Origin of the sequence: Kitasatospora sp. NPDC127121, from assembly GCF_042677305.1 — a bacterium.
Classification (GTDB): Bacteria; Actinomycetota; Actinomycetes; order Streptomycetales; family Streptomycetaceae; genus Kitasatospora.
This window is the reverse complement of sequence record NZ_JBHXTQ010000018.1, coordinates 54913-77636: the sequence shown is the minus strand read 5'-3', so window position 1 is coordinate 77636 and position 22724 is coordinate 54913. Positions and strand designations below refer to the sequence as shown.

At 75.1% G+C, this 22724-nt stretch carries 21 protein-coding genes; 11 read left to right on the top strand and 10 right to left on the bottom strand.

What is annotated here, in order from left to right; translation table 11 throughout:
• Positions 1–41: 41 nt before the first annotated feature.
• The 4 genes from ACFVHI_RS12500 to ACFVHI_RS12485 form a co-directional block, all read right to left on the bottom strand.
• Positions 42–920, bottom strand: a complete 879-nt coding sequence (locus ACFVHI_RS12500) for an MOSC domain-containing protein (RefSeq protein WP_380338363.1) — start codon at positions 918–920, stop codon at positions 42–44.
• A 199-nt stretch (positions 921–1119) separates the two neighbouring features.
• Positions 1120–1929, bottom strand: a complete 810-nt coding sequence (locus tag ACFVHI_RS12495) for a DUF6643 family protein (RefSeq protein ID WP_380338361.1) — start codon at positions 1927–1929, stop codon at positions 1120–1122.
• Positions 1930–2274: 345 nt separating this feature from the next.
• The gene (gene mscL, locus ACFVHI_RS12490; RefSeq protein WP_063350160.1) at positions 2275–2724 is read right to left on the bottom strand and encodes a large conductance mechanosensitive channel protein MscL; all 450 of its coding nucleotides are present in this window, start codon (positions 2722–2724) and stop codon (positions 2275–2277) included.
• Between the two features lie 206 nt (positions 2725–2930).
• Positions 2931–4061 carry a glycosyltransferase family 4 protein gene (locus ACFVHI_RS12485; protein WP_244293514.1) on the bottom strand — a complete coding sequence of 377 codons (1131 nt, stop codon included), beginning with the start codon at positions 4059–4061 and terminating at the stop codon, positions 2931–2933.
• Positions 4062–4384: 323 nt separating this feature from the next.
• Here ACFVHI_RS12485 and ACFVHI_RS12480 point away from each other — a divergent pair, with 323 nt between their 5' ends.
• Positions 4385–5656, top strand: coding sequence for a glycosyltransferase family 4 protein (locus ACFVHI_RS12480; RefSeq protein ID WP_380338357.1), 1272 nt, complete (start codon positions 4385–4387; stop codon positions 5654–5656).
• A 175-nt stretch (positions 5657–5831) separates the two neighbouring features.
• Positions 5832–6506 (top strand): thiol:disulfide interchange protein DsbA/DsbL, encoded by a 675-nt coding sequence (locus ACFVHI_RS12475; protein ID WP_063350163.1) that lies wholly within the window; start codon positions 5832–5834, stop codon positions 6504–6506.
• Positions 6507–6561: 55 nt separating this feature from the next.
• Here ACFVHI_RS12475 and ACFVHI_RS12470 read toward each other — a convergent pair whose 3' ends face one another.
• Both ACFVHI_RS12470 and ACFVHI_RS12465 read right to left on the bottom strand, forming a co-directional pair.
• The gene (locus ACFVHI_RS12470; protein ID WP_063350164.1) at positions 6562–7308 is read right to left on the bottom strand and encodes a cyclopropane-fatty-acyl-phospholipid synthase family protein; all 747 of its coding nucleotides are present in this window, start codon (positions 7306–7308) and stop codon (positions 6562–6564) included.
• A gap of 57 nt (positions 7309–7365) precedes the next feature.
• Positions 7366–8514, bottom strand: a complete 1149-nt coding sequence (locus tag ACFVHI_RS12465) for a glycosyltransferase (protein ID WP_380338353.1) — start codon at positions 8512–8514, stop codon at positions 7366–7368.
• Positions 8515–8571: 57 nt separating this feature from the next.
• Between ACFVHI_RS12465 and ACFVHI_RS12460 the strand changes: the two genes are divergently transcribed.
• A complete protein-coding gene (locus ACFVHI_RS12460; RefSeq protein WP_380338350.1) occupies positions 8572–9357 on the top strand; it encodes a glutamate racemase in 786 nt (261 codons plus the stop codon).
• 467 nt (positions 9358–9824) lie between these two features.
• Here ACFVHI_RS12460 and ACFVHI_RS12455 read toward each other — a convergent pair whose 3' ends face one another.
• The gene (locus ACFVHI_RS12455; protein ID WP_244293515.1) at positions 9825–10850 is read right to left on the bottom strand and encodes a polysaccharide deacetylase family protein; all 1026 of its coding nucleotides are present in this window, start codon (positions 10848–10850) and stop codon (positions 9825–9827) included.
• A 373-nt stretch (positions 10851–11223) separates the two neighbouring features.
• On the opposite strand from ACFVHI_RS12455, the gene ACFVHI_RS12450 reads away from it, so the two are divergent.
• The 3 genes from ACFVHI_RS12450 (at position 11224) to ACFVHI_RS12440 (ending at position 12896) form a co-directional block, all read left to right on the top strand.
• Positions 11224–11496 carry a hypothetical protein gene (locus tag ACFVHI_RS12450; protein ID WP_063350167.1) on the top strand — a complete coding sequence of 91 codons (273 nt, stop codon included), beginning with the start codon at positions 11224–11226 and terminating at the stop codon, positions 11494–11496.
• Between the two features lie 328 nt (positions 11497–11824).
• Positions 11825–12334 (top strand): sugar transferase, encoded by a 510-nt coding sequence (locus ACFVHI_RS12445; protein ID WP_063350168.1) that lies wholly within the window; start codon positions 11825–11827, stop codon positions 12332–12334.
• 73 nt (positions 12335–12407) lie between these two features.
• Complete coding sequence (locus ACFVHI_RS12440; protein WP_063350169.1) at positions 12408–12896, top strand: NUDIX domain-containing protein; 489 nt, start codon at positions 12408–12410, stop codon at positions 12894–12896.
• 119 nt (positions 12897–13015) lie between these two features.
• Here the strand turns inward: ACFVHI_RS12440 and ACFVHI_RS12435 are convergent, their stop codons facing one another.
• Positions 13016–13630, bottom strand: a complete 615-nt coding sequence (locus tag ACFVHI_RS12435; protein WP_347878552.1) for a PTS fructose transporter subunit IIA — start codon at positions 13628–13630, stop codon at positions 13016–13018.
• Positions 13631–13924: 294 nt separating this feature from the next.
• On the opposite strand from ACFVHI_RS12435, the gene ACFVHI_RS12430 reads away from it, so the two are divergent.
• The 3 genes from ACFVHI_RS12430 (at position 13925) to ACFVHI_RS12420 (ending at position 16945) form a co-directional block, all read left to right on the top strand.
• Positions 13925–14137 (top strand): DUF397 domain-containing protein, encoded by a 213-nt coding sequence (locus tag ACFVHI_RS12430; protein ID WP_208869206.1) that lies wholly within the window; start codon positions 13925–13927, stop codon positions 14135–14137.
• A 712-nt stretch (positions 14138–14849) separates the two neighbouring features.
• Positions 14850–15344 carry a hypothetical protein gene (locus ACFVHI_RS12425; protein WP_063350170.1) on the top strand — a complete coding sequence of 165 codons (495 nt, stop codon included), beginning with the start codon at positions 14850–14852 and terminating at the stop codon, positions 15342–15344.
• A 317-nt stretch (positions 15345–15661) separates the two neighbouring features.
• Entirely contained in the window at positions 15662–16945 is a 1284-nt protein-coding gene (locus ACFVHI_RS12420; protein WP_380338344.1) for an acyl-CoA dehydrogenase family protein, read from the top strand.
• Between the two features lie 35 nt (positions 16946–16980).
• On the opposite strand, the gene ACFVHI_RS12415 is transcribed toward ACFVHI_RS12420, so the two are convergent.
• Entirely contained in the window at positions 16981–18195 is a 1215-nt protein-coding gene (locus ACFVHI_RS12415) for a phosphotransferase (RefSeq protein WP_380338342.1), read from the bottom strand.
• Positions 18196–18668: 473 nt separating this feature from the next.
• Here ACFVHI_RS12415 and ACFVHI_RS12410 point away from each other — a divergent pair, with 473 nt between their 5' ends.
• A complete protein-coding gene (locus ACFVHI_RS12410; RefSeq protein WP_063350171.1) occupies positions 18669–20150 on the top strand; it encodes a hypothetical protein in 1482 nt (493 codons plus the stop codon).
• An 82-nt stretch (positions 20151–20232) separates the two neighbouring features.
• Here ACFVHI_RS12410 and ACFVHI_RS12405 read toward each other — a convergent pair whose 3' ends face one another.
• Complete coding sequence (locus ACFVHI_RS12405; RefSeq protein WP_063350172.1) at positions 20233–20763, bottom strand: hypothetical protein; 531 nt, start codon at positions 20761–20763, stop codon at positions 20233–20235.
• Between the two features lie 286 nt (positions 20764–21049).
• On the opposite strand from ACFVHI_RS12405, the gene ACFVHI_RS12400 reads away from it, so the two are divergent.
• A complete protein-coding gene (locus ACFVHI_RS12400) occupies positions 21050–22561 on the top strand; it encodes a HEAT repeat domain-containing protein (protein ID WP_380338337.1) in 1512 nt (503 codons plus the stop codon).
• Positions 22562–22724: the final 163 nt, after the last annotated feature.

The following is a 22724-nucleotide window of genomic DNA, read 5'->3' as shown; positions in this document are numbered from 1 at the left end:
GGCGGCGGCGGGGGGAGCCGGTGAACCGGAGCGCCGCCGGTTCACCCCCGCGCGTCGGCGGGCCACTGCGCCCCGTCCTCCAGGACCTCGACCCGGTCGCCGACGCGCAGCGTGCCGAGCACGTCGCCGGTGGTGCCGGCCGGCCGCTCCGGGATCAGGTTCTGCCCGAACGCGGCCTTCTTCAGCAGCCGGTGGTGCCGGGCCAGGGTGCGCAGCGGTTCGGGGCCGCGCCGCTCGCCGCTCTCCTGGTCGGTGGTGGTGATGACGCAGCGGCCGCAGGGCTTGACGACCTTGAAGGTGAGGTCGCCGATCCGGATCCGGCGCCAGCCGTCCTCGGCCCACGGCTCGGCGCCGCCCACCACGGCGTTGGGGCGGAAGCGCTCCATCGGCAGCGGCTCGTGGCCGTCGGGGTGCTCGGCGGCGATCAGTTCGTTGAGCCGTTCCAGCGAGGCGGTGGTGGTGAGCAGCAGGGGGAAGCCGTCGGCCATCGAGACGGTGGTGCCGGGCTCGGCGTAGTCGGGGTCGGCCGGCCGGGCGTGCGGGTCGTCCAGGTGGACCAGGCGGTAGTCGCCGAGGTGTTCGGCGATCCACCGGTGCGCTTCCTTGGCGGCCTCGGCGGCGCGGAAGCGGGTGCCCCAGACCTCGACCTCGGCGAGCGGGTCGCCGGCTGCGACGGCGGGCGCGGGGACCTCGATCCGGGAGCCGTCGGGGGCGGTGAGGGAGAGCGCGCCGTCGGGGAGCAGGTCGGGCCTGATCTGGCCGAGGGCGGCGTTCTCGCGCTGGCTGACGAAGCGTCCGGTGGTGTCGGCGAGCATCCAGCGGCGGTCTCCGGCCAGGCCCCAGGGTTCGACGGCGGAGGTGTCGGGGCTCAGGCGGTACATGGACTTGACGGGGTAGACGTGGAGTCCGGTGAGCTGCATTCCCCCATCCTGCCAGCCGGTTCCCGGCGGTCCGCAGGGCCCCCGTACGCGCACGGACCGCCCGGGACGCCGTGGGGGGCGTTCCGGGCGGTCCGTGGATGACCCGTTTCTCCGTACGCCCGGCGCGGGGAGCGCGCCGGGTGGTGCTCAGGTGGTGCGGGTGCGGGCCGGGTGGGGTCCGGCCCTGGAGGTCAGTGGCTCAGTAGCCCTGGCCCTGCTGCTGGTAGCCGCCCTGCTGGCCCCCCACGTTGTAGGCGTTGTGGCCGGGCTCGCCGTACGGGCCCGGGCGCTGCGGCTGCATCGGGCGGACCGGCGCCATGGCCGGGCGCAGCTGGGCGCCGCCGAAGCCCTGGTCGCCGCCCTGGCCCTGGAAGCCGGGGCCGGCCTGGCCGGGGCCGCCGAAGGACTGCTGGCCGCCGAGGCTCTGCGGACCGCCCTGCGGCTGGCCGCCCGGCTGCCCGGGGCCGAACGCGCCCGGACCGCCGATCGGCTGCGCGCCGAAGGACTGCTGGCCGCCCTGGCCGCCGATGAAGGTGTTCTGGCCGCCGAAGCTCTGGCCGCCGGTCGGCTGGTAGCCGCCGCTGGCGGTCTGCGCGAAGGCCGGTGCGGCGGGCTGCGGCCGCTGGTACTGCTGGGGGGCGCCGTAGCCGGGGACGGGCGGCTGGGGCGCGGAGGCGTACGCCGGCGCGGGCTGCGCGGGGATGTACGCCGTGGCGGGACCGGCGGAGGGGCCGCTGCTCGGGCCGGGGCCCAGGGCGAGGCGGGCGGGCGGCAGCGCGGGGAGGTTGCTGCCGGCGCTCTCGTACCCGTTGCCGTACCGGTTCTCGTAGGACGGGCCGGCGCTGGCCCCGTAACCGGACGACATGGCCGGCGGAAGGGCCGCCGGCACGTTGATGGGTGCGATCTGGGGGACGCCGCGCTCAGCCACGAGGCTGTCGTAGATCGGCGTGCCGGAGGAGAAGGACGGAGAGGGGTAGCCGACTCCGTCGTAGGAGCGGGGCGAGGTCATGGGGCATACGGTAAGCCCACAACGCGCCTGCTGAGGAGAGCGGGAGGGGGAGCAGTTCGACTGTTTACACAGTCTTCGCTCGCACAAAGGTTTCGAAAGTAGGAAGAACGGACATACCGGCGTTCAGTTCCGGACAACCTTGGCGTGCCGTCAGTGATCGAACAGTACCCGGACGGCGGCGCGGCGAACCCTTGCGGTGACCGGGCGGTGGACGGTTCGGGGCCCGCCGGAGAAACTTTTGCGGACAGGGCGTGCGCCGGCGCATTCGAGCCCCCGCCGACGGTCCGACGAGGGCTCGTGAATGTTTCGGGAATAAAGTCCCCGTCAGCGGCCTCGGGCCCGTGGTCAGCTCGCCTGCAACGCCTGCGCCTGCGCCGGGAGGCCCGGCCGGCCCGCGACCTCCGAGGTGCAGAAGGAACAGCGGGTCGCCGCGGCCGGAATCGGGCTCAGGCACTCCGGGCAGTCGACCTTCACGACCGGCGCCGGCTTGGCCGACTCGAAGCGCGCCTGCAGCCTGCCGACCGGAAGCACCACGGCGAAGTAGATCACCGCGGCGACCAGCACGAACCCGATCAGCGCGTTGACGAAGACCCCGTACGGGAACCGGGTGCCGGCCACCTCGAAGGTCTTCTGGGTGAAGTCGCCGACGGCGCCGGTGGCGACCCCGATGAGCGGGGTGAGGAAGGCGGTGACGAACCCGGTGACCACGGCGGTGAAGGCCGCGCCGATCACGATGCCGACTGCGAGGTCCACCACGTTTCCGCGCAGCAGGAAGCTGCGGAATCCCTTGAACACCGGGTGACTCCAAATCCGTACGGGGAAGGGGGAGGTGAGGCAGCGCGACGGTCGCCCCGGCCGGACATCCTGCCGACCGGGCCGGGCCGAGGTCCAACCGCGTTCACCCGATCCGCGTAACCGGCCGCAGGACGCGCCGGCCGGGTCCGGGCGCAGCCCGGGCGCTCCGCGTACGGGTCGATCCGGCCGCCGCCGGGTCGCAGGGGTCAGAGCGGCCGCACCCGCAGCGCGCGCTCGTAGAACTCGACCATGTGCGCGGACACCTGGGACAGCGTGAACGAGGCCAGGAACCGTGCCCGCGCGGCCTTCGCCCGCACCCGCGCCGCCGCCCGGTCGTCCAGCGTGTCGACGACCGCCGCCGCCAGTTCGGCCGGCCGCTCCGGCGCCACCAGCCGGGCGTAGTCCTCCGAGCCGACCGTCTCGCGCAACGCCGGCACGTCCGCGCAGACCAGCGGCACCCCGACGCCCATCGCCTCGATCGCCGTGCCGCCCTGGCCCGCCCAGCGGGACGGCACGGCGAGCACGTCGGCAGCGGCCATCAGGTCGGCCACGTCCTCGCGCGGCCCGAGCAGGCGGACGCTCCCGGCGGACTCGGCGAGCGCCCGCAGCCGTGCGCTCTCCGGGCCCGCCGCGCCGGCGAGCAGCAGGACGGCCCCGGGCTGCGCGTGCCGGATCGCCGGCCAGGCCGTCAACAGCACGTCCAGGCCCTTCCGGTGGTGCTGGCCGGCGGCGGCCAGCACCACCGGCACGTCCTGCGCCAGCTCCAGCGCACCGCGTACGGCGGCCCGCCGCTCCGGGGTGGCCGTGCCCAGCAGCTCCGGGTCGAGCCCGCGCGGCACCACGTCGATCCGGCGTCGGGGGATGCGCAGCCGCCGCGCCATCGTGCCGGCCACGTGCCGGGTGAGCGCGTGGAAGCGGCGGGCGCCCTGGGCGGTGGCCGCGTCCAGGGCCTGCGCGGTGCGCATCCGCCAGGGGCTCGCCCCGTGCGCCGCCGACTGCTCCGGTCCGTACGCCGGGTCGAGGAGGCTGGAAACCACCGGGGTGCGGGCGGCCAGGGCGGCGGCGCGGCCGAGCACGTCCGAGGCGTGGCGGGCGGTGTGGACGAGATCGGGCCGGCGTTCGCGGATCAGCCGGCGCAGCGCGGCGGCGGTGGCGGCCCCGGTCGGTCGGCCGACGCCGAACACGGCGGCGCCCGCCGCGGTCAGCTCCGGCTGCCAGCCGCCGGGGGAGTCGTAGAGGTAGGCGACGTCCAACGTGACTCCGGCGCGCACCAGTTGGGGAGCCATCGAGACCAGGGCGCGCTCCGCCCCGCCGGTCCGGTTCACGCTGTCGACCACCAGAAGCACCTGCACCGGCCACCCCCGCCCGCTGCGGGCGCGTCCGTTCTCCCGTGCCGGACGCCCCCTGACTGGTGATCAGCATCGCAGGTGGCCGTCGGGCCCGCCAGCCGTACGGCGGCCGGGGTCGGACGCCGGGGTGCGGCGAGGCGAGGCAGAGCGAGGCAGGGCGAGAGGGGGCGGAACAGGGCGCACGACGGGAGCAACCGGCGCACGGCCGCAGTCGACCAGCGCACATCAGGTGTATTCACGCGGGCGCACGGGCCACCACCAGGTTGCGCGAAGGGGCTGTACGGCGCGGGGCGCTGTGCCAAGGTCGGTCCATGTCCGACCATACGTCGGCCGACCCGGCCGGAACCCGTCCCCGCGTCCTGCACCTGATCAGTGATCCACGCCGCGGCGGCGCCCAGAACTTCGCCCGTGACCTCCACCGGGAACTGCGCCGCCGGGGCCAGGCCTCCGCCCTGTGCGCCCTCGCCCCGCACCCGTCCCCCGGGCCCACCGGGCCCGCCCTCCCCGGGCCCCGCGCCGCGGACCGCACCGGAGTTCGCGCCGGGGCCGGTCCGGGCGCCAGCCCCGACGGGCCCGACCGGCAGCCCGACCGGCAGCCCGACCCGCACCCCGGCGCCTGCGCCGACGAGGAGGACTTACGCGCCGCCGTCCTCGGCTCCGGCCGCCTGCGCCCCGGCACCCTGCGGGCGCTGCGCGCGGCCGCCCGCGGCGCCGACGTGGTGCTCGCCCACGGCTCCGACACCCTGGCGGCCTGCGCCCTCGCCCTGGCCGGCACCCGCACCCCCTTCGTCTACGTCTCCGTCGGCCACCCCCGCTACTGGACGGCGAACCGGCTGCGCCGGGTGCGCGGCGGCGCGCTGATGCACCGCGCGGCCGCCGTCACCACGCTCACCGACGAGGCCCGCGCCGTCCTGGAGGGGCAGTTCCGGCTGCCCGACGGCAAGGTGCACGTGATCTCCAACTCCCGGGCCGCCGAGAGCTATCCGCCCGCCGACGGCCGGGCCGACCGGCGCGCCGCCCGGCACGCGCTCGGCCTGCCCGCCGACGTCCTGCTGGTCGCCTGGATCGGTGCGATCGCCCCGGAGAAGCGGCTCGACCTCGCCCTCGACGTCCTCGACCGGCTGCCGGACGTCCGGCTGGCCATCGCCGGGGACGGCCCGCTGCGCGAGACGCTGGCCCGCCACCCGGCCGCCGCCCGCGCCCACTTCCTCGGCGCCCTGCCCGATCCGGCGCCGCTCTACCGGGCCGCCGACGCGCTGCTGCTCACCAGCGACAGCGAGGGCGTGCCCGGCGCGCTGATCGAGGCGGCGCTGGCCGGCGTGCCCGCCGTCGCCACCGACGTCGGGTGGGTGCGCGAGGTGGTCCGGGACGGCGCGACCGGCGCGCTCGTCGCCCCCGGGGACCCGCTCGCCCTCGCCGAGGCGCTGGCCAAGGTGCTGGCGTGCAACCGTGCGGGCCTCGGCGCGGCCGCCCGGGCGCACGCGTTGGAGCACTTCGAGCTCGGCGCCGTGGTGGACGCCTGGCAGGGGCTGGTCGCCGAGGTATGGGCGGGGGGTGGCCCGGGGGCGCGCACCGGTCCGTGACAGGCCCGCGGCGGCGGGCCGGGCCGGGCGTCGGGTTGCGCGCCGGGCCGGGCGCCGGGCCGGGCGTCGAGTCGCGCGCCGGGCCGGGCGTCGGGCTGGGCCGATCGGGCGAATCCGGGCCAGCGTGCCCGGCCGAACTCGACGGTAACGAACCGCCGCCAGCACACTGCCCGGTGTGAACTCGAAGTCGCTGCTGCGGTCCACCGTCCTGCTCGCCATCGCCGCCGGGATCGCCGTATCCCCCCTCCAGGCCGGCGCGGTGAGTCACCAACCCCCCTCCGAGGGTGCCCAGTTCGTCAAGCTGGACCATCCGCAGCCGGTGCGCGAGAGCGTCCGCACGGAGGCGGCCGAGTTCTTCTGGTACGACTGCGTCCACTCCCAGCAGCTCGAACAGCCCTTGCAGGCCTGGGCCGAGAAGCACCGCGCGGACGTCGCCCTGCGGCGCGTCCCGGCGATCTGGCCGGGCGGCCCGGACGAGGGCGCCCAGCGCGGCCACGCGCGCCTGTACTACACGCTGGAGCGCCTGGGCCTGGTCGAGCGCCTGCAGAGCAGCGTCTTCCGCTCGGTGCGCACCGACCAGACCGACCTCACCACCGAGGCCACCGCCACCGACTGGGCGGTGCGCCACGGCGTGGACGCCCAGCTCTTCCGCCGGACGTACCGCTCCGACGAGGTGGCGCGGTCGGTCGACGAGGCCGCCGTCGAGTTCGTCCGCTACGGCGTCAACGAGCTGCCGACGGTGGTCGTCCAGGGCGAGTACCGGACTTCGCCGAGCAAGGCCGGTGGCGTCGAGGCGATGCCCGAGGTGCTGGACTACCTGGTCCAGCAGGAGCAGCTGCGCGGGAACTGAGCCCGCCGCCGGCCGGGGTCGGACAGCCCTCCGGCGGCCCGCCCCGCCCGGCGGTTCAGTCCCGGCGCAGCAGGTACGTCACGAAGCCGAACGTCCCCCGGTAGCCGTGCAGCCACTCCCGCCGGTGCCGGTCCGCAGCCTCCCGGGCGGCCGCCGCGTCGGGGTCGTCCGGGTGCTCCAGCGCCCACTCGGCCAGCGCACCCGTCCACGCGAACTCGTAGTCGTCCCACTCCTGCGGGCTGCTCACGTAACCGGACACCGGTGTCCAGCCGTCCGCCAGCACCCGGTCCGTGGTGGTCGCCAGGTCCGCGTAGTCGTCCCGGGCCGCGCCCAGTCCGTCCAGGGCCGCCCGGGACGGCTCCCGCTCCCAGAAGCCCTCGCCGACCAGCACCCGCCCGCCCGGGGCCAGGTGCTCGCGGGCCGCCGCCAGCGTCGGCAGCAGCCCGCCGAAGGCGTGGGTGGCGCCCACGCACAGCACCAGGTCGAAGGGCTCGACCGAGTCGAACTCCCGCGCGTCCACGTGGTGCAGGCCGATCCGGCGCGCCACGCCGAGCACGGTCGCCGCCTCCCTGGCCCGGGTCAGCGCCGCCGCGTCCAGATCCACCCCCACCGCCCGCCAGCGCGGACGCGCCGCCAGCGCCCGGACCAGCCACGCCCCCTCGCCGCAGCCGAGGTCCAGCGCCCGGCCGTCCGCCGCCCCGGCGGTCGCGCGCTCCAGCAGCAGGGCCACCGACTCGTCCGTCAGCGGCGCCGCGATCGGGTGGTGGGCATGGGCGAGACGGGAGATCCTCTGGCGGTCCATTCGAGCAGTATGGAGCCAACCGGCCTGCCGTGCCCGCGAATTCGGGGCCCGGAACACTCAGGCCCGCGAGTACGTCCGGCCCTTCCACGCCGCGCCCCGGCCCCGCCAGTGCTGCACCGCCGAGTCCACCGTCATCAGCAGGTACAGGCCCGCCGTGAAGGGCAGCAGCAGCACGGCCGGCGCCGGCTGCCGGTAGTACCGCACCATCGGCAGGTAGGTGCCCGCCATCAGCGCCCAGGCCGCCCCGCCCGCCACCGCCACCGCCGGCGCCCCCGCGACCAGCCCGGCCGCCGCCGCCACCGGCGGCACCAGGTACACCAGCCCCAGCCCCAGCACCGTCCCGAGCAGCAGCAGCGGCGAATGCCGCAACTGGGCGTACGCGCTGCGCGACACCATCCGCCACAACTGCTCCAGCCGGGGGTACGGCCGGACGCTGTCCACCGCCCCGGCCAGCCCCAGCCAGGTCCGCCCGCCCGAGGACTTCACCGCCCGCGCCAGCGACACGTCGTCGATCACCGCACCCCGGATCGCGGCCACCCCGCCGGCCCGCTCCAGCGCCTCCCGCCGCACCAGCGAACAGCCGCCCGCCGCGGCCGCCGTCCGCCCACCGGGCCGGTTGCTCCAGCGGAACGGGTACAACTGCGCGAAGAAGTAGACGAAGGCCGGCACGATCAGCCGCTCCCAGCCGGTCTCCACCCGCAGCCGGGCCATCTGCGACACCAGGTCCAGCCCGTTGCTCTCCGCCGCAGCCACCAGCTCCGCCAGCGAGTCCGGCCCGTGCGCGATGTCCGCGTCCGTCAGCAGCAGGTACTCGACGTCCGGACCGGCCAGCTCCACCCCGTGCCGCAGCGCCCACAACTTGCCCGTCCACCCCGGGGGCAAGGGGGGAGGAGTCGTGACGGTCAGCTCCAGCCCGTCCATCGTCCGCAGCTCCGCCGCCACCGCGCCGGTGCCGTCCGAACTGTGGTCGTCCACCAGGATCACCCGCGCCCGCCCCGGGTACTTCTGGGCCAGCAGCGTCGGCAGGCTCATCGGCAGTACCTGCGCCTCGTCCCGGGCCGGCACCACCACCGCCGCCTGCGGCCAGCGCACCGGCGGACGGCGCGGCGGCAACCGCACGTCGGTGCGCCAGAACAGCCCGTGGCAGCACGCCAACCAGAGCCAGACCAGCAGGGAGAACGCGGCGATCCACAACAGGACGGTCACTCCCGCAGTTTGCCGCAGAACCGGCCGGATCGGGCGGATCGACTAAAGTCTTGCCCCGTGAAGATCGCACTGATGGACTCCGGAATCGGCCTGCTGGCCGCCGCCGCCGCCCTTCGGAAGCTGCGCCCGGACGTCGATCTGGTGCTCTCCTCCGACCCGGCCTCGATGCCCTGGGGGCCGCGCACCTCCGAAGAGGTCACCGACCTCGCCCGCGGCTGCTCGCTCGCCGCCGCGGCGCTCGAACCGGACGCGCTGGTCATCGCCTGCAACACCGCCTCCGTGCACGCGCTCGCCACCCTCCGGGCCGAACTCGAACCCGGACTGCCCGTCGTCGGCACCGTCCCGGCGATCAAGCCCGCCGCCGCCCTTGGCGGCTCCGTGGCCATCTGGGCCACCCCGGCCACCACCGGCAGCGCCTACCAGCGCGGCCTGATCCGCGACTTCGGCGGCACCGCGGACGTGACCGAGGTGGCCTGCCCCGGCCTCGCCGACGCCATCGAACACGGCGACGACGCCGCCATCACCGCCGCCATCGCCGACGCCGCCGCCCGCACCCCCGCCGGCACCGCCGCGATCGTCCTCGGCTGCACGCACTACGAACTGGTCGACGGCCGCATCCGCGCCGCCGTCGCCCCCACCGCCTCCCCGGCGCTCACCCTGCACGGCTCCGCCGACGCCGTCGCCGCCCAGGCCCTGCGCCGGGTCACCGACCCCACGCGCACCGGCGCCGGCACCATCACCGTGCTCCACGCCGGCGCCTCCGCCGCCCTCCCCCCGGCCGCACTCCTCTACCCCCAGGGGCGCACCCTCGCCGCCCTGATGCGCAGCACGCTGCCGGCGTGACACCCACCGCCCTCGCGGAGCACTTCGCCCCCCGGCGAGCCGCTGACGAGCCCCCGCCGGTCTGCCGCCGGGCCAATTTTCGCCCGCCGGCGGTCCGTCCTTCAGCCCGCGCGGAAGGCCACCGCGGCTGATCCCCATCCGGGGCAGCCGAGGGCAGGTTCTCTCTGTCATGAGTTGAGGGGCAAATCTTTGCCCTCCAACCTCGGGGGTCGGTCGAGGAGTCCCGTGGTGGCCGGCCGTCCCGGTCTTCCGCGGAGGCTGCCTGTCCGGGGCGGCTGATGCAGGAAGTCGGCCTGCCCGACGGTCTGTGCCCGTGGGGCAAGGCCTTGCCCTACGGGCGGGTGGTTTGCCGCTGAGGCGGGGCCAAATTTCGCCCCCCAGAGGTCCGGTGCCCCTCCCCGGCAGGGCTCATTTTTGCCCCTGAGCACCCCTGAGTGCCCCTGCGTCCCCTCGCGTGCCCCGGCCGGTCAGGCGACGGCTTGGCGGCGCCAGCGGCGGTAGGCGGGTTCGAGGCCGGAGAGGATGGTGTCGAAGCGGCGGGTGCTGGTGGTGGAGTCGACCTGGAGGCGGCTGATCTGGAGCGGGTGGGAGGGGATGCGGGGGCCGAGCCGGTGGTCGGAGAGGAAGCCGAGGCGGTAGCCGAGCTCCTGGAGGACGGTTTCGGCACGCGGGTCGTGCCCGCCGTCCGGGTAGGCGAAGGCGATCGGGGGTTCGCCGAGCCAGCGGGTGAGGGCTTCGTGGGCGCCGGTGATCTCGGCGCGGACGGTGGCGTCGTCGCAGCGGCCGAGGCAGGGGTGTCCCTGGGTGTGGTTGCCGATGGCGACGCCGCCGTCGCGCAGGGCGAGTAGGTCGGCGGGGGTGAGCTGCTCCTGGCGGGGCGGGCGGCGGTCGGCGCTGACCCGTAGCTCGTGCAGGCTGCGCCGCCGGTCGGGGTCGGGCATGGCCTTGAGCCGGGGGAGCAGCTGGGAGGGGTGCCCGCAGTCGAGCGAGCGGGCACGGCCGCCGTGCCGGGCGAGGAAGTCGGCCTCGTGCCACCAGAAGGGGCGTTCGGTGCCGATGAGCTCGGAGATGACGAAGGCGGTGGCGGGGATGCCGCGGGCGTCGAGGGCGGGCAGGGCGTGGGTGAGGACGCTGCGGTCGGCGTCGTCGAAGGTGACCAGGACGCTGCGGGGCGGCAGCGGCCGCTGTTCGGTGACGGCTTGGAGGACGGCGGTGAGCGAGACCGGGGTGGCGAGTCTTCGGAGCCGGTCGAGCTGGGCGCCGAAGGACCGGTGGTCGGTGACGCCGTGGTAGGCGAGGACGGCGAGGCGTTGTGCGGCGCGGGCGCGGAACAGGGGTTGGACGGGGGCGAACCGCAGCCATTCGCCCCGCGCGTCCGGCCTGCCCCGGTCGGCGGTCGGGTGGCGGCGGGTGGCCGTCGGCAGCGGGCGCACGAACGGGACGGGCCTGGTGGGGGCCATGGAGATCGACGTGGTGGACTGGGACTGCGGCACGGTTCCCCCTCGGTCGCCGAGCGGCGTGGCGGTACCGCCGGAGGGCGGAGTCCGGCCTCCGACTCCAGGCGGCGGCGGCTCCGCCTCCTGGGTGTTCCGGTCCGCGGTGGGGGGCTCGCACCCTTCCCGCGAACGGCTCCTGGATCGCTCAATGCCATTGAGACCGCTGCACCGAGCGGATGGTTGTACCGGGGGGACGAGGATTTTTCGTGGACTGATGTGAACTGATGTGAACTGAATGTGGAGCCGGAATGCACGACCGGGGCCGGTCCGCGACCTGCTCGGGCGAGGTCGGCGGGCCGGTCGCACCGGGTGGTCGAACGTTCACTCCCTGCGGGCTGCCTCCGGCGTTCGCCGGGGGTACCTTGGGCTCATGGCAGATGCGGACCGTGATCCCTTCCACCTGCACGGCGCGACCAGGATGGCCCGTGCGTGGAGTGGTGGCGCCCTGGTCACCCACCAGCTTCTGCTGGCGGTGGTGGGTTTGGCCTGTCTCGCGCTGGGCATTGTGGTGGCGGTGATCGTTCCGGACAGTGACGGTCCGGCCTGGGCGATGGCGGTGGCGGGCTGTCTGGCCGCGGGAGTGTTGCTGCTCGGCCGGATCGCGTTCGGGCTGCTGCGTTACCGCCGGGGCGCCGCGCTCTAACCTCCTCAGCGACCGGTCGGCCTTCGGTGGACGGCTGTACTTCGATTGCCCTCGGCATTCCGAGCGGCAGATCGAGCAGCAGATCGAGCAATATTGGTCAGATCGACCGAATTTCGGCCTGTCGGACAATCCTCTGCCCACTTCTTTCACCATTCCCGGGCGACGGCTCCAAGGCGCCTTTACTGTGAATGCGTTCTTGCGGCTCGACGGTGCCGTGGACTCGACGGTGCCGTGGAGGGGAAGAGATGGGCGGCAGCGCCACGTCCGATCCGGGCGGAGAACCCGGTAGGAAGCCGGACGGCGCACCGCGCACCACCGTGTCCGCCGGATGAAGCGCGGCGGGGACCTCGCCCTCGCCGCCCTGGCCGGGATCGTCGCGCTCCCGTTGGCCCTGGTGATCGCCGCCCTGCTCCGCTGCACGGCGCGCGGCCCGGTGCTCCTGCGGCTGACGCGGGCCGGACGGCACGGCCGGGAGTTCCAGGTCCTCCGCTTCCGGACCAGCCGGGGAGGACGGCTCGGCGTGCTGCTCCGCCGGACCGGCCTGGACGAGCTGCCCCGGCTGTGGAACGTCGCCCGCGGCGAGATGGGGGTGATAGGCCCCCGGCCCGTCCGCCCCGACCAGGTGGTCCGCTACTCCCGCCGCGAGCGCGGCCGGCTCGCCGTCCGGCCCGGGCTGACCGGCTGGGCCCAGCTCCAGGCCCGCCGCCCGCTCGCCCGGCCGGACTGGGCCGAACTCGACCTCTGGTACGTGGAGCACCGCTCGCTCCGGCTCGACCTGCGGATCCTCGGGCTGACCGTGCTGGCCCTGCTGCGCCCGGAGGGCGGCCTCGCACGATGAGCCCGCGCGTCGCGGGTCGCACGTCGGTGGCGGCGGCCTGGGAGCCTGCCGGACAGGGCCTAGGCTGCGGCGTATGGCCATTCCCCCGTTCCTCGCCGATCTCCGCGCCCTGGTGGGCACCCGCCCGCTCTGGCTGACCGCCGTCGTCGCCGTCGTCCTGGACGACCACGGCCGGGTGCTGCTGGGCCGACGGGCCGACGACGGGAGGTGGGCGCCGGTCGGCGGCATCCTCGATCCCGGCGAGCAGCCCGCCGACGGCGTGGTGCGCGAGTGCCTGGAGGAGACCGGGGTGGTGGCCGTGCCCGAGCTGCTCGCCTCGGTCACCGTCTCGCCGCAGGTCACCTACCCGAACGGCGACGTGACGCAGTACCTGGTGCTGACCTTCCGGTGCCGGGCGGTCGGCGGCGAGGCGAGGGTGAACGACGACGAGTCGCTGGAGGTCGGCTGGTACCCGCTGGACGGGCTGCCGCCGATGATCGAGGTCGAGCACGAGCGGCTGCGCCACGCGCTGGAGTGCGAGGGGTCGGCGGTCTTCGTGTGGGAGGGCAAGGAGCGCCCCTGACCGGCACACGGCGGACAGTCCGCATCCTCGCCTCCCCTCCCCGGGCGGGCCGGGAGTCCGGGCCCTTCGCCGATGGTAGCCGTCCGGTCACCCCGGGTGGGGGGAATTCGCGAGGCCGCTCAGCCCTTGCGCTGCCGGTAGGCCTCCTCCGCGGCGTCCAGGACGGCGGCGAGGTCGCCGCCCGCGGTGGCGGTGGCGGTGGCCGCGACCGCGCCCTCGACGAACGGCGCGTTCGCGAAGCGGACCGGGAACGGGAGGCCGTGCTCGTCGGCGTCGGACAGCAGGGCGCGCACGGTGGTGACGGCGCTGCCCAGGTCGGCGAGCACCACGACCCCGTGGCCCTGGTCGACCCGGCGGGTGGCGGCGGCCACCAGGACCGCGCTGATGCCGGGACCGCCCTGGTCCCCGCCGGTCGCGGCGATCGGGGCGGGGGAGTCGGATCCGGTCAGTGCGAGCGCGAGGGCGCGCACCGCGATGGCCAGTTCCTGGCTGTGCGACACCAGGACGATCCCGACCCGGCCGTGCGCGGGGGGCCGGCCGGAGGCGGGCCGGGGCAGCGTGGCGGGCGCGGGTGGCGTGCGGGGCGCCGGGGGGTGGGCCGAGGGGGCGTCGGAGATGGGGATGACATCGGCGCGGGTGCCGTCCCGGCGGCTCATCGGCTGCTCCCTCTGGGCGGTGGCGGGTGGTGGTGGGCGGTGCTGGGCGAGGTGGTGCGGGCCGCGTCCGGTGCGCATCGGGTTCGCGGGGCCGGGGCGGGCCGTCGAGGGCCGTCGAGGGCCCGTGTACGGCCGGCGGGGGTGGTCCCCCGCGCTGCCAAGCACTCTGGCAGCTCCGGTGGCCCCCGTCGGGCGGGACACGCGTTGAGCGGGCCTCCTGCGGCGTCCGGGCCCGGCTGGTGGAGTCCTCGTCAACCCGCTGACCGGGGCGGGCGGGTGTGGTTAGGCTGGCCGGGAAAGCCGTCGGGAGGAGACCGGGTAGTGGCAGTCAACAGTGGGATCGACGTGGAGGCGGGCGGCGCGGAGCCTCAGCTGGCGCCGAGCGGGAAGCCGAAGGTGGACTTCAGCGGGGCGAAGTGGCTGTGCAGCAGCCAGGGCGTCGGGGATGTCCAGATCGCGTTCGTGGACGGGTACATCGGGATGCGGGACGGCCGCCAGGAGGACGGTCCGGTCCTGGTGTTCACGCCGGGGGAGTGGCGGGCCTTCGTGCTCGGTGCCCGGGACGGCGAGTTCGACCTCACCTGAGCCACCGTCGCACGACCGCGGAGCGGGTCCCGTCGGAACGGGGCCCGCTCCGCAGTCGATTTCGGCCCCGAACATCACAACTGATGATCTATTGAACGTGCCCCGTCAGAATTTCTGTTGACTGTTAGACAAACGCAGCTCAGAGTATGAGCACAGGCAGACGCCGTGCCCACCGCCCCCACGCGGCCAGACACGGCGCCTGCTGTGCGACCCGGCAGCGTTGCCAGGCCATCCTCCCAGTCATCCCCTGCGCACCGGGGTGCGTCGGCCGGTCCCGGCCCACGAGGGGCCGGCAGTCGCCGGGAGGCTGGCGTCGACGCCGAGAGCGACTCGGCGGCGACACCGTTTGCTCGGGACCCGCACGCCCCCACGCGGCGGCGTCCCGAGCAAGATCCGCGGGAGCGACGGGCCGGGGCCCCGCGGATCTGGCTTGTGGTGATGGAACTGTTGGCTTGTCTGCTGTGCTGTGTGCGACGACGAAGCTGGGTGCTCGGCAGTTCGGCACGACGATGTGCACAGTGAGGGAAACGCGTGTAGGGCCGCGTTGCGACATGCCGTCCCCCCGGAGGGTGAAACCCAGAACGGCTGTCGTGCTGAACCGAACGTAGCCCGGACGGTTGCTCAGAGTCAACATTGGTCTCTGAGCGTCGATCTCCCGACGGTGCCCCACCCACCTCGCGAGCGTGGTGTGCCGGGCACGTACGATGTTCCCATGTCTTTTCTCCGCCGTCGCTCCGGACAGCCCGCCGGCCCGGACTTCGACGTGCTCGCGATGGACCCGGGTGACTGGCCCGGCGACTTCGGTGCGGCCATGATGACCGGCCCGGACGGCTCCTGCCAGGGGATTTTCCTGCGCTACGACCTGTTCGGCGGCAGAGGCCCGGCGATGTTCATCGGCAACCTCCCCGAGGGCTCGCCCGCCCGGGAGACCGGCGACAGCGTGCCCTTCGAGGTGCGGCAGCTGCTCGCGGCGCTGGAGAACGACGAGCCGGTCGACTTCGTCTCGGCCGAGGACTTCCCGGTGATGCTCGGGGACGACCTGCTGATCGTGAAGAAGGTCAAGGTCAGCGAGGAGCGGGTGTTCTGCGCCCAGTTCGGGCGCAGCGACGGCGTCCAGGTCACCATCGCGTCCTGGGACCGACCGATTTCGGACGACCTGTATCAGCTGTTGAAGCCGCTCCCGGCCGACATGTTCCAGCAGGGCTGACCGGCCTCGACCGGGGCTCGGACGCCGCTTGACGGTTTCGATCACAGGTTCGTACAGTCGCGAACATGTCGTGCCGTCTCCCGCTGCTGACCCGTCGCAGCTATCTGGACCTGCGGCGCACCGCCAGCGCGGTGTGTCCGGGCCGCTGAGGGGGATTCGTCCCCGAGGCGGCGGGCGGCCGGCCGTTCGTGGCCGGCGCCGAATCCGGGGGCGGGCCGTGAACTGACCTCCGAGGCCGCCCGTCCGGTACCGCGCGCCCGTCCGGCGTGCCGCCCGCATCTGCCGCGCCCACGCTGCCGCCCGGAGGCCCCAGCACCATGACGACCACCGCCGCTGACCGTTCGCCCGCGGACCGCCCGTCCGGCACCGCGACCGCCGCCGTGCCCGGCACCGCCTCGGGAGCGTCGGATTCCGGCCACCCCGCGCCCGATCCCGCGCCCGACCGCTCGGCCGTCGTCGCCGCCCTCGCCGGACTGCCCCGGGTGGTCGACCTGCTCTCCGCCCGCGCCGAGGAGCACGACCGCGACGCCACCTTCCCGTACCAGGGCATCGAGGCGGTGCACGAGGCCGGACTGCTCACCCTGACCGTCTCCCAGCGGTACGGCGGACCGGGCGGCACGCTCGCCGACACCGTCCGGGTACTGGCCCAACTCGGGCGCGGGGACGCCTCGGTGGCCGTGGTCACCGCCTTCACGCTGCTCCAGCACGCCGAGCAGGCCCGCCGTGCCTCCTGGCCGACGGCGGGCTACCGGCGGCTGCTCACCGAGTCCCGGCGCGGGCCCGCCCTGGTCAACACGCTGCGCGCGGAGCCCGGCGGCCGGCCCGGAGCGCTGCCGGACACGGTGGCCCGGCGGGACGGCGAGGGCTGGTTGTTGACGGGCCGGAAGACGTACTGCACCGGCGCCGAGGCGCTGGCCTGGATGGCGGTGACGGCACGGACCGACGAGCCGGAGCCGAGGCTGGGGACGTTCCTGGTCCGCGGCGAGAGCGAGGGCCTGGAGATCGACCCGACCTGGGACCAGGTCGGCCTGCGGGCCAGCGCCAGCCACGACGTGGTGCTGGAGCAGGTCCGGGTGCCGGCCGAGCTCGCGCTCGGCCTCACCGCTCCCAAGGGCGGCGCGGCGGACGCGGCCGGGGCGGCCGAACTCTCCCTCGCCTGGCACGATCTGGCGCTCTCCGCGGTGGCGATCGGGGTGGCTCGCGCCGCCCAGTCCTGGCTGATCCGCTTCCTCAACCAGCGCACTCCGGCCAATCTGACCGAGCCGCTCGGCACCCTGCCCCGCTACCGCTGCGCCCTCGGCGAGATCGAGGCCCAGCTGATCGGCGCCGAGGAACTGGTCGAGGGGCTGGCCCCCCGGGTGGACCGGGGCGAGCCGGACGCGGTCGCCCGGACCGGCCCGGCCCACCTGCTGGCCATCCGGGCCGCGACGGCGGCGGTCCAGCAGGCGGTCTCGCTCACCGGCAACCCCGGCCTGAGCCGGCGTCACCCGCTGGAGCGCTACCTGCGGGACGTGCTGAGCAGCCGGGTGCACCTCGCCCCGGACGAGGCCGTCCTGGAGGCCGCCGGCCGGGCCGCCCTGGAGCGCGGCGGCCGGCCGTAGCGGATTCCGGGCCCCGGGGCTCGGGGCCCGGAGCCTCAGCGGGTGCCGACCGCGGCCCGGACGGCCCGGCGGGCGAGCGCGGCGTCGTCGTAGAGCCGGCGGATCATGATCCGCTGCTCCTCGCCGGCGCCCGGCACGTCGTACAGCCGGATCTCCCGCATCAGCACCAGCACCAGGTTGACCAGGAACGCGTCCCGGGCCAGCGTGCCGCCGCTCTGGGCGAGTTGGCTGATCTGGCGGCGCGCCGCGGTGTCGCCGGACAGCACGCTCCACAGCACCGCCAGGTCGTAGCCGGGCAGGTACCAGCCGGCCTGCTCCCAGTCCACCAGCACCGGGCCGGACGGCGCCAGCAGCATGTTGCTGAGCAGGGCGTCGCCGTGGCAGAGCTGGAGCGGGGTGTGGCCGAGGCCGTGCAGCAGACCGCGCAGGTCGCCGGCGTCCCGGTCGGTGAGCTGGCCCACCGAGTGGTAACGGGCGATCTCCATCGGGTAGTCCATGCGTGGCTGGAACACGTCGGTCGGCGGCCGCCACAGGTTGAGCGTCCGGACGGCGGTCAGCAGCGCCCGCACCTCGCCCGGGGTGGGCGCGTTGACCGGGTGGCGCTCCCGCGCGGCCGGGCGCCCGGGAACGCGCTCCATGACGAGCACGCAGCGGTCGTGGTCGGCGGCGACCAGCCGGGGCAGCCGCACCGGCGGGCGGTGCCGGACGAACGCCCGGTAGACCGCCACCTCGTGGTGGAAGTCGGCCACCAACTGCTCGAAGTAGCCACTCCGCACCGCCTGCGGCGCCAGGCACTTGGCGACCACCGGGGCCCGCCCGATGGTGCCCGCCACCAGGATGTGGCGGCTGCCCTCGCGCAGCACCTGGCGCGGGGTGAACGCGGGACATATCCGCGCGACGCTCGCCAGCGCGGCCCGCACCGCCGGGGTCTGCAGCGCCGACGGGTCGATCCGCTCGGGGCCGCCGACCTGGCCGGGCCGGTGCGGCGGGCGCAGCACCCGGCCGTCGGCCTGGCGGGCGAGCGGGAGCCGGCCGCCGATGGGCGGGGCCGCTTCGGGGCCGCGGAGCCCCAGCGCCGTACGGCCGGACGGGACCCGGGCGTCCGTGGAGCGGCCGTCGGTGCCGTGCGGGGCCACCGGGCGGCTCGACGGGGGCACCTGCTTCGGCCCGGGGCGCCCGGCGGCCGCGGTGGGGGGGCGCAGCGCGGTGCGGGTCGCGGTCGGCGAGGGGGTCGTCGCTGAGGAGTACATGGGGTGAGGGTGGTCCCTTTCTGTCCGTCGGCAGGTGCGCCCCGCGGTGCGGGGAGGGCCGGTGCCGCGTGCTTCCTGGCGTGACGGCGGCCCTGACTCGGTGCGGTGGGTGGTGCGCGGGCGCCGGGCACGGACGCGGGGTCGGAAGACCCGGACGACGGCGGTGCTCCGGCCGTCCGCACCCTGGGGAGTACGGTCGGCCGGACTGCCGTGGCCGTGCCCGGCGCCCCCGCGCCACCCGGCCGCGCCACCCCCTCGGGTGAGGACCGGGAGCGTCCCGTGCCACGGTCGGGGGACTGCCCCGACGCCGGTGGGACGCCGCCCGACCCGGGGGCGAGGTGGCGCACCCCTACAACACACCCGCGGCGCACTGGCTTAGTAGTCTGGCGGGCCCTGGCGAACGGTGGCGAATGCTCGCCTGGCACTTGCCGGAGCCTCTAGCCTCGAATCAGCCGAGGAACCTGGGGGCTTCGTTGAGCAGGGAACCCAACACCCGACTCGCTGACTTGTTCGTCCTGACCGGTTGGTCGAAGGGTGAACTCGCGCGGCTGGTCAACCGTCGGGGTGCCGCGATGGGGCAGCAGCAGCTGTCCACCGACACGTCGAGGGTACGGCGCTGGATCGAGCAGGGGGAGATCCCCCGGGATCCGGTGCCGAGGGTGCTGGCGGCCGTGTTCACGGAGCGGCTCGGCCGTGTCGTCACCACTGAGGACCTCGGTCTGGAACGACACCGGCCCACCAGGTCCGGAGCGGCGCAGTCCGCAGCAGTGCCATGGTCGCCGGATCGAACGGCCGCGGTCCTCACCGAGTTCACGGGAATGGACCTCATGCTGAACCGACGTGGATTGGTGGGCGCGGGTGCCGCGCTCACGGCCGGAACGGTCATCGCCGATTCGTTGAAGGGCTGGCTCGGGGGGGACGCGGTCGCGTACGCGGCCTCGGTCCCCGGGCCGCGCCAGGTGATCACCCAGGGCGGGGCGCGCCCCGCGGTGGACGTGTACGACGCGGGCCCGGTCGGGCTCGACGAGGTGGAGTCGCTGGAGCGCTCGGTCCAGGTGTTCCGCGCCTGGGACGCGGCGCGCGGCGGCGGGCTCCAGCGCAAGGCGGTGGTCGGTCAACTGAACGAGGTGGGAGGCCTGCTGACGCACCGGCACCCCCCGGCGGTGGAGCAGCGGCTGTGGCTGGTCGCGGCGAACCTGGCGGTGCTGGCGGGCTGGATGTCGCACGACGTGGGCCTGGAGCCCACCGCCCAGCGGTACTTCATGATCGCGGCGGAGTCGGCCAAGGAGGCCGGCGACCGGCCGCGGGCCGGCGAGGCGATCTCCCGGGCCGCGCGGCAGATGGTCCACCTGGGCCGGGCCGACGACGCGATCGACCTGATGTCGGCGGCCAAGGCGGCCGGCGGCCGGGTGCTGCCGAGAACGCGCGCGATGCTGAACACCGTCGAGGCCTGGGCGCATGCCTCGATCGGGCACTCCCAGGACACCTGGCGGCTGCTCGGCGAGGCCGAGGACCTGTTCGCCGAGGGGGCGCCGGAGCCGCCGCCGTCCTGGATGCAGGTGTTCGACGAGGCCGAACTGCGCGGCATGCAGGCGCTGGTGCTGCGCACGCTGGCGGAGCACGACCCCTCGGCGGCGGCGCAGGCGCAGCGGCACGCGGAGCGGGTGATCACCCTGCGGGAGGGCACCGGGCAGCTGCGTTCGGCGCTGTTCGACCGGATCACCCTGGCCTCGGTGCACTGGCTGAGCGGCGAGCCGGACGCGGCGGAGTTCCAGGCCAAGATGGTGATGAACCTGATCGGCCAGAACTCCTCGCACCGGACCTGGGACCGGCTGCGTGAGATGTACCGGCTGACCGCGCGCTACCGGGGCCTGCCGGTGGTGGACGAGCTGCGGGCCGAGCTGGGGCGGGAGTTGCGGGCGGCGGACGCGAAGAAGCGGCCGAAGCGGTCCTGAGACCCGGGGGTCCTGAGACGTGGAGGTTGTGAGGCCCGGAGGTTGTGCGGCCCGGAGCTTCTGAGGCCCCGGCGGGCCCCGGTCAGTTCGGGGGTGCCGGCCGCAGCAGCATGCGCAGGGCGGTGACGGTGCCGTCCGTGCCGAGGACGGGCTCGCCCGCGCACTCGACGCTGGCGTGCGGGGCGCCGTCGCGGCGGATCCGCAGGGTGCCGGCGGAGATACGGCCGTGGATCAGGGCGTCGGTCATCATCCGGCGCAGCACGGGCCGGTCGGCCTCGGGGAGGCGGTCGGGCAGCCGGTCCAGGCTGAGCGGGCCGTTGCCCGGGTCGCAGCCGAGGAGCTGGTAGGTGTCCGCGTTCCAGTGGACGCGGTCGGTGAGGAGGTCCCATTCGGCTGAGCCGATGAGGTGGTCGCGACCGCCGTCGGCGTCGGGTCCGTCGCCGAGGTCGGGGTTCTTGGACGGCTCCTGCGCCGTGCCGTCCACTCTGCCGTCCGTTCCGCTGTCGGCGTCGCCGCTCGGTTCGCCGCGCGCGCCGTCGTCCGTCGCGCCCGCCGGGGCGCCGTCCACCGTGGCGGTGTCCGGTGGGCGGGCGGCGCCTATGGGCATCTTCATGGCGGGTCCATGGCTCGGGGGTGGCCCGCCGCGTGCGGGCCGTCGGTGGTGAGAAGACTGTGGCACAGCGCCCTCGCCCCTGCGGGCGATTTGGACATAACGCAGGCAAAATTCCCCTGGCATATGCCACTGTGGCAGCAGCCTTCGTCGCCCTGTGTGCGGAAGGTGGCGCGAGGCGGTAACCTTCGGTGATTCCGGCGCCCGGGCGCCCACCGCAGTACCGACCAGTGACCCCGGCGACGGAAATCCCGTTGCCACTACGACCGCCGCAACGGATGCTGACCTCATGTTCGAGCCAGTGATAGCACCCAGTGCCAGCCTCCTCGGCCTCCTGCAGCGAGGCCGCGGTGACGGGCAGCTCCACGCGCTGGCCGCCGACCGTACCGAGGCCATCGCCGCGCTGGAGGAGTGCGTCACCAGGGATCCGCGAGCCGACTGGCAGGTCGAGAACCGCTCCCTCTACTACGCCCGCCTCTACATGGAGCTGGAAGCCCCCCTCGACGGCATCGAGGACCACCTCCACTCCGCCGAGGACCTCGTCAGCGACGACGAGAACCGCACCGGCCTCGCCCTCTCCGTCCTGGGCCACCTCGCCGCGTACGGCCGGCGCGACGCGCTGCTGATGCTGCGCGAGTACACCGCCACCGGCGCCAACTGGGCCTGGGCCCTCGACGAGCTCGCCCTGCGCGACGACGACCGCGGCCTGCTGCTGCTCGGCACCGCCGTCCTGGACCGCTTCGCCCCGGGCCCCGAGGGCGACGCCGAGCTGCGCGAGTTCATCCGCAACGCCTACGAGCCCCGGCCCTGGCGGCTGTGGGCGGCCTACCATCCGAGAGTGGCGGCGGCCAGCGAGCAGTCACCCTTCGACCTCTGGCAGCGTCAGCTCAACCGCGGCGGCGTCACCCCGGGCTGGTCCACCGCCGACGTCCTGGCCTGGGCCGACCAGGGGAGCCTGGGCGCCCTCGGGGCCGGCGCCTTCCTCGGTGGAGCCGACAGCAGGCCCGAGCCCGCGTCCGACGCCGCCGATCCGGCCGCCCCCGACGCCGTGGACCGCCGGGCCGCCGCGGCCGCCCGCTGCCTGACCGCCGTCGTCCGGCCCGAGGACCGCCCCGCCGTGCTGGAGGCCGCCCGCGGTGGCCTGCCCGGCGCCCGCCGGGCCGCACTGCGCTACCTGGTCGACCAGCGCGACCCGGCCGCCGTCGAGCTGATCGAGGCCGCCGCCGTGGACGTCGACGACCGGATCGTGCGCGCCGCCCTGGAACTGGTCGGTCGGATGCGCGGCCCCGAGGTCCTGGCGCAGGCCCGCCGCTGGGCCGACCCGGCCACCGGGGGCGCGGACAGCGCGCTCGGCGAGGCCGCCGTCAAACTGCTCGCCGACGCCGGGGAGCCGGCCGACGCACCACTCGTCGTCGACGGGTTGCGCCGCTGGGTCTCCGTCCGCGGAGTCAGTGGTACCGGGCTCGGCTCGCTGGTCGACGGTGCGGGGCGGCTGGTCGCCGCCGACGCCGTCCCCGTGCTGCGCCACATCTACGGGGAGGCCGCCTCCTCCGAACTGCGCGGCCGCGCCGCCCGGGCGCTCGCCGTGACCGATGTGCACTTCCCCGAGGGCCCCGCCGTCGAGTGCCTCTGGGACTGCGAGGAGTCCACGCGGGAGCTCGCCGCGCGCCATGTCGCCACCACGGGTGACGCGCGCGTGCTGGAGCGCCTGCGCCGGCTCGCCGCAGATCCGGCCGAGGAGGCCGAGGTCCACGCCGCCGTCCGCGGCCGGCTGACCGCCGCCCGGGAGTTCGGGCGGTAGGGCCCCGCAGGCCCCGCAGGCCGGTGGCTGCCTCCCCGATCCTGGCGAACGACGGGCCGGGACACCCCCGCGGGTGTCCCCGCCCCCTGCGGGTGCTGGGTCTTATAAACAAATCCGAGCCCACGAGACTAAACAGTATCTCGTATTCCGACTTATGGTTTTA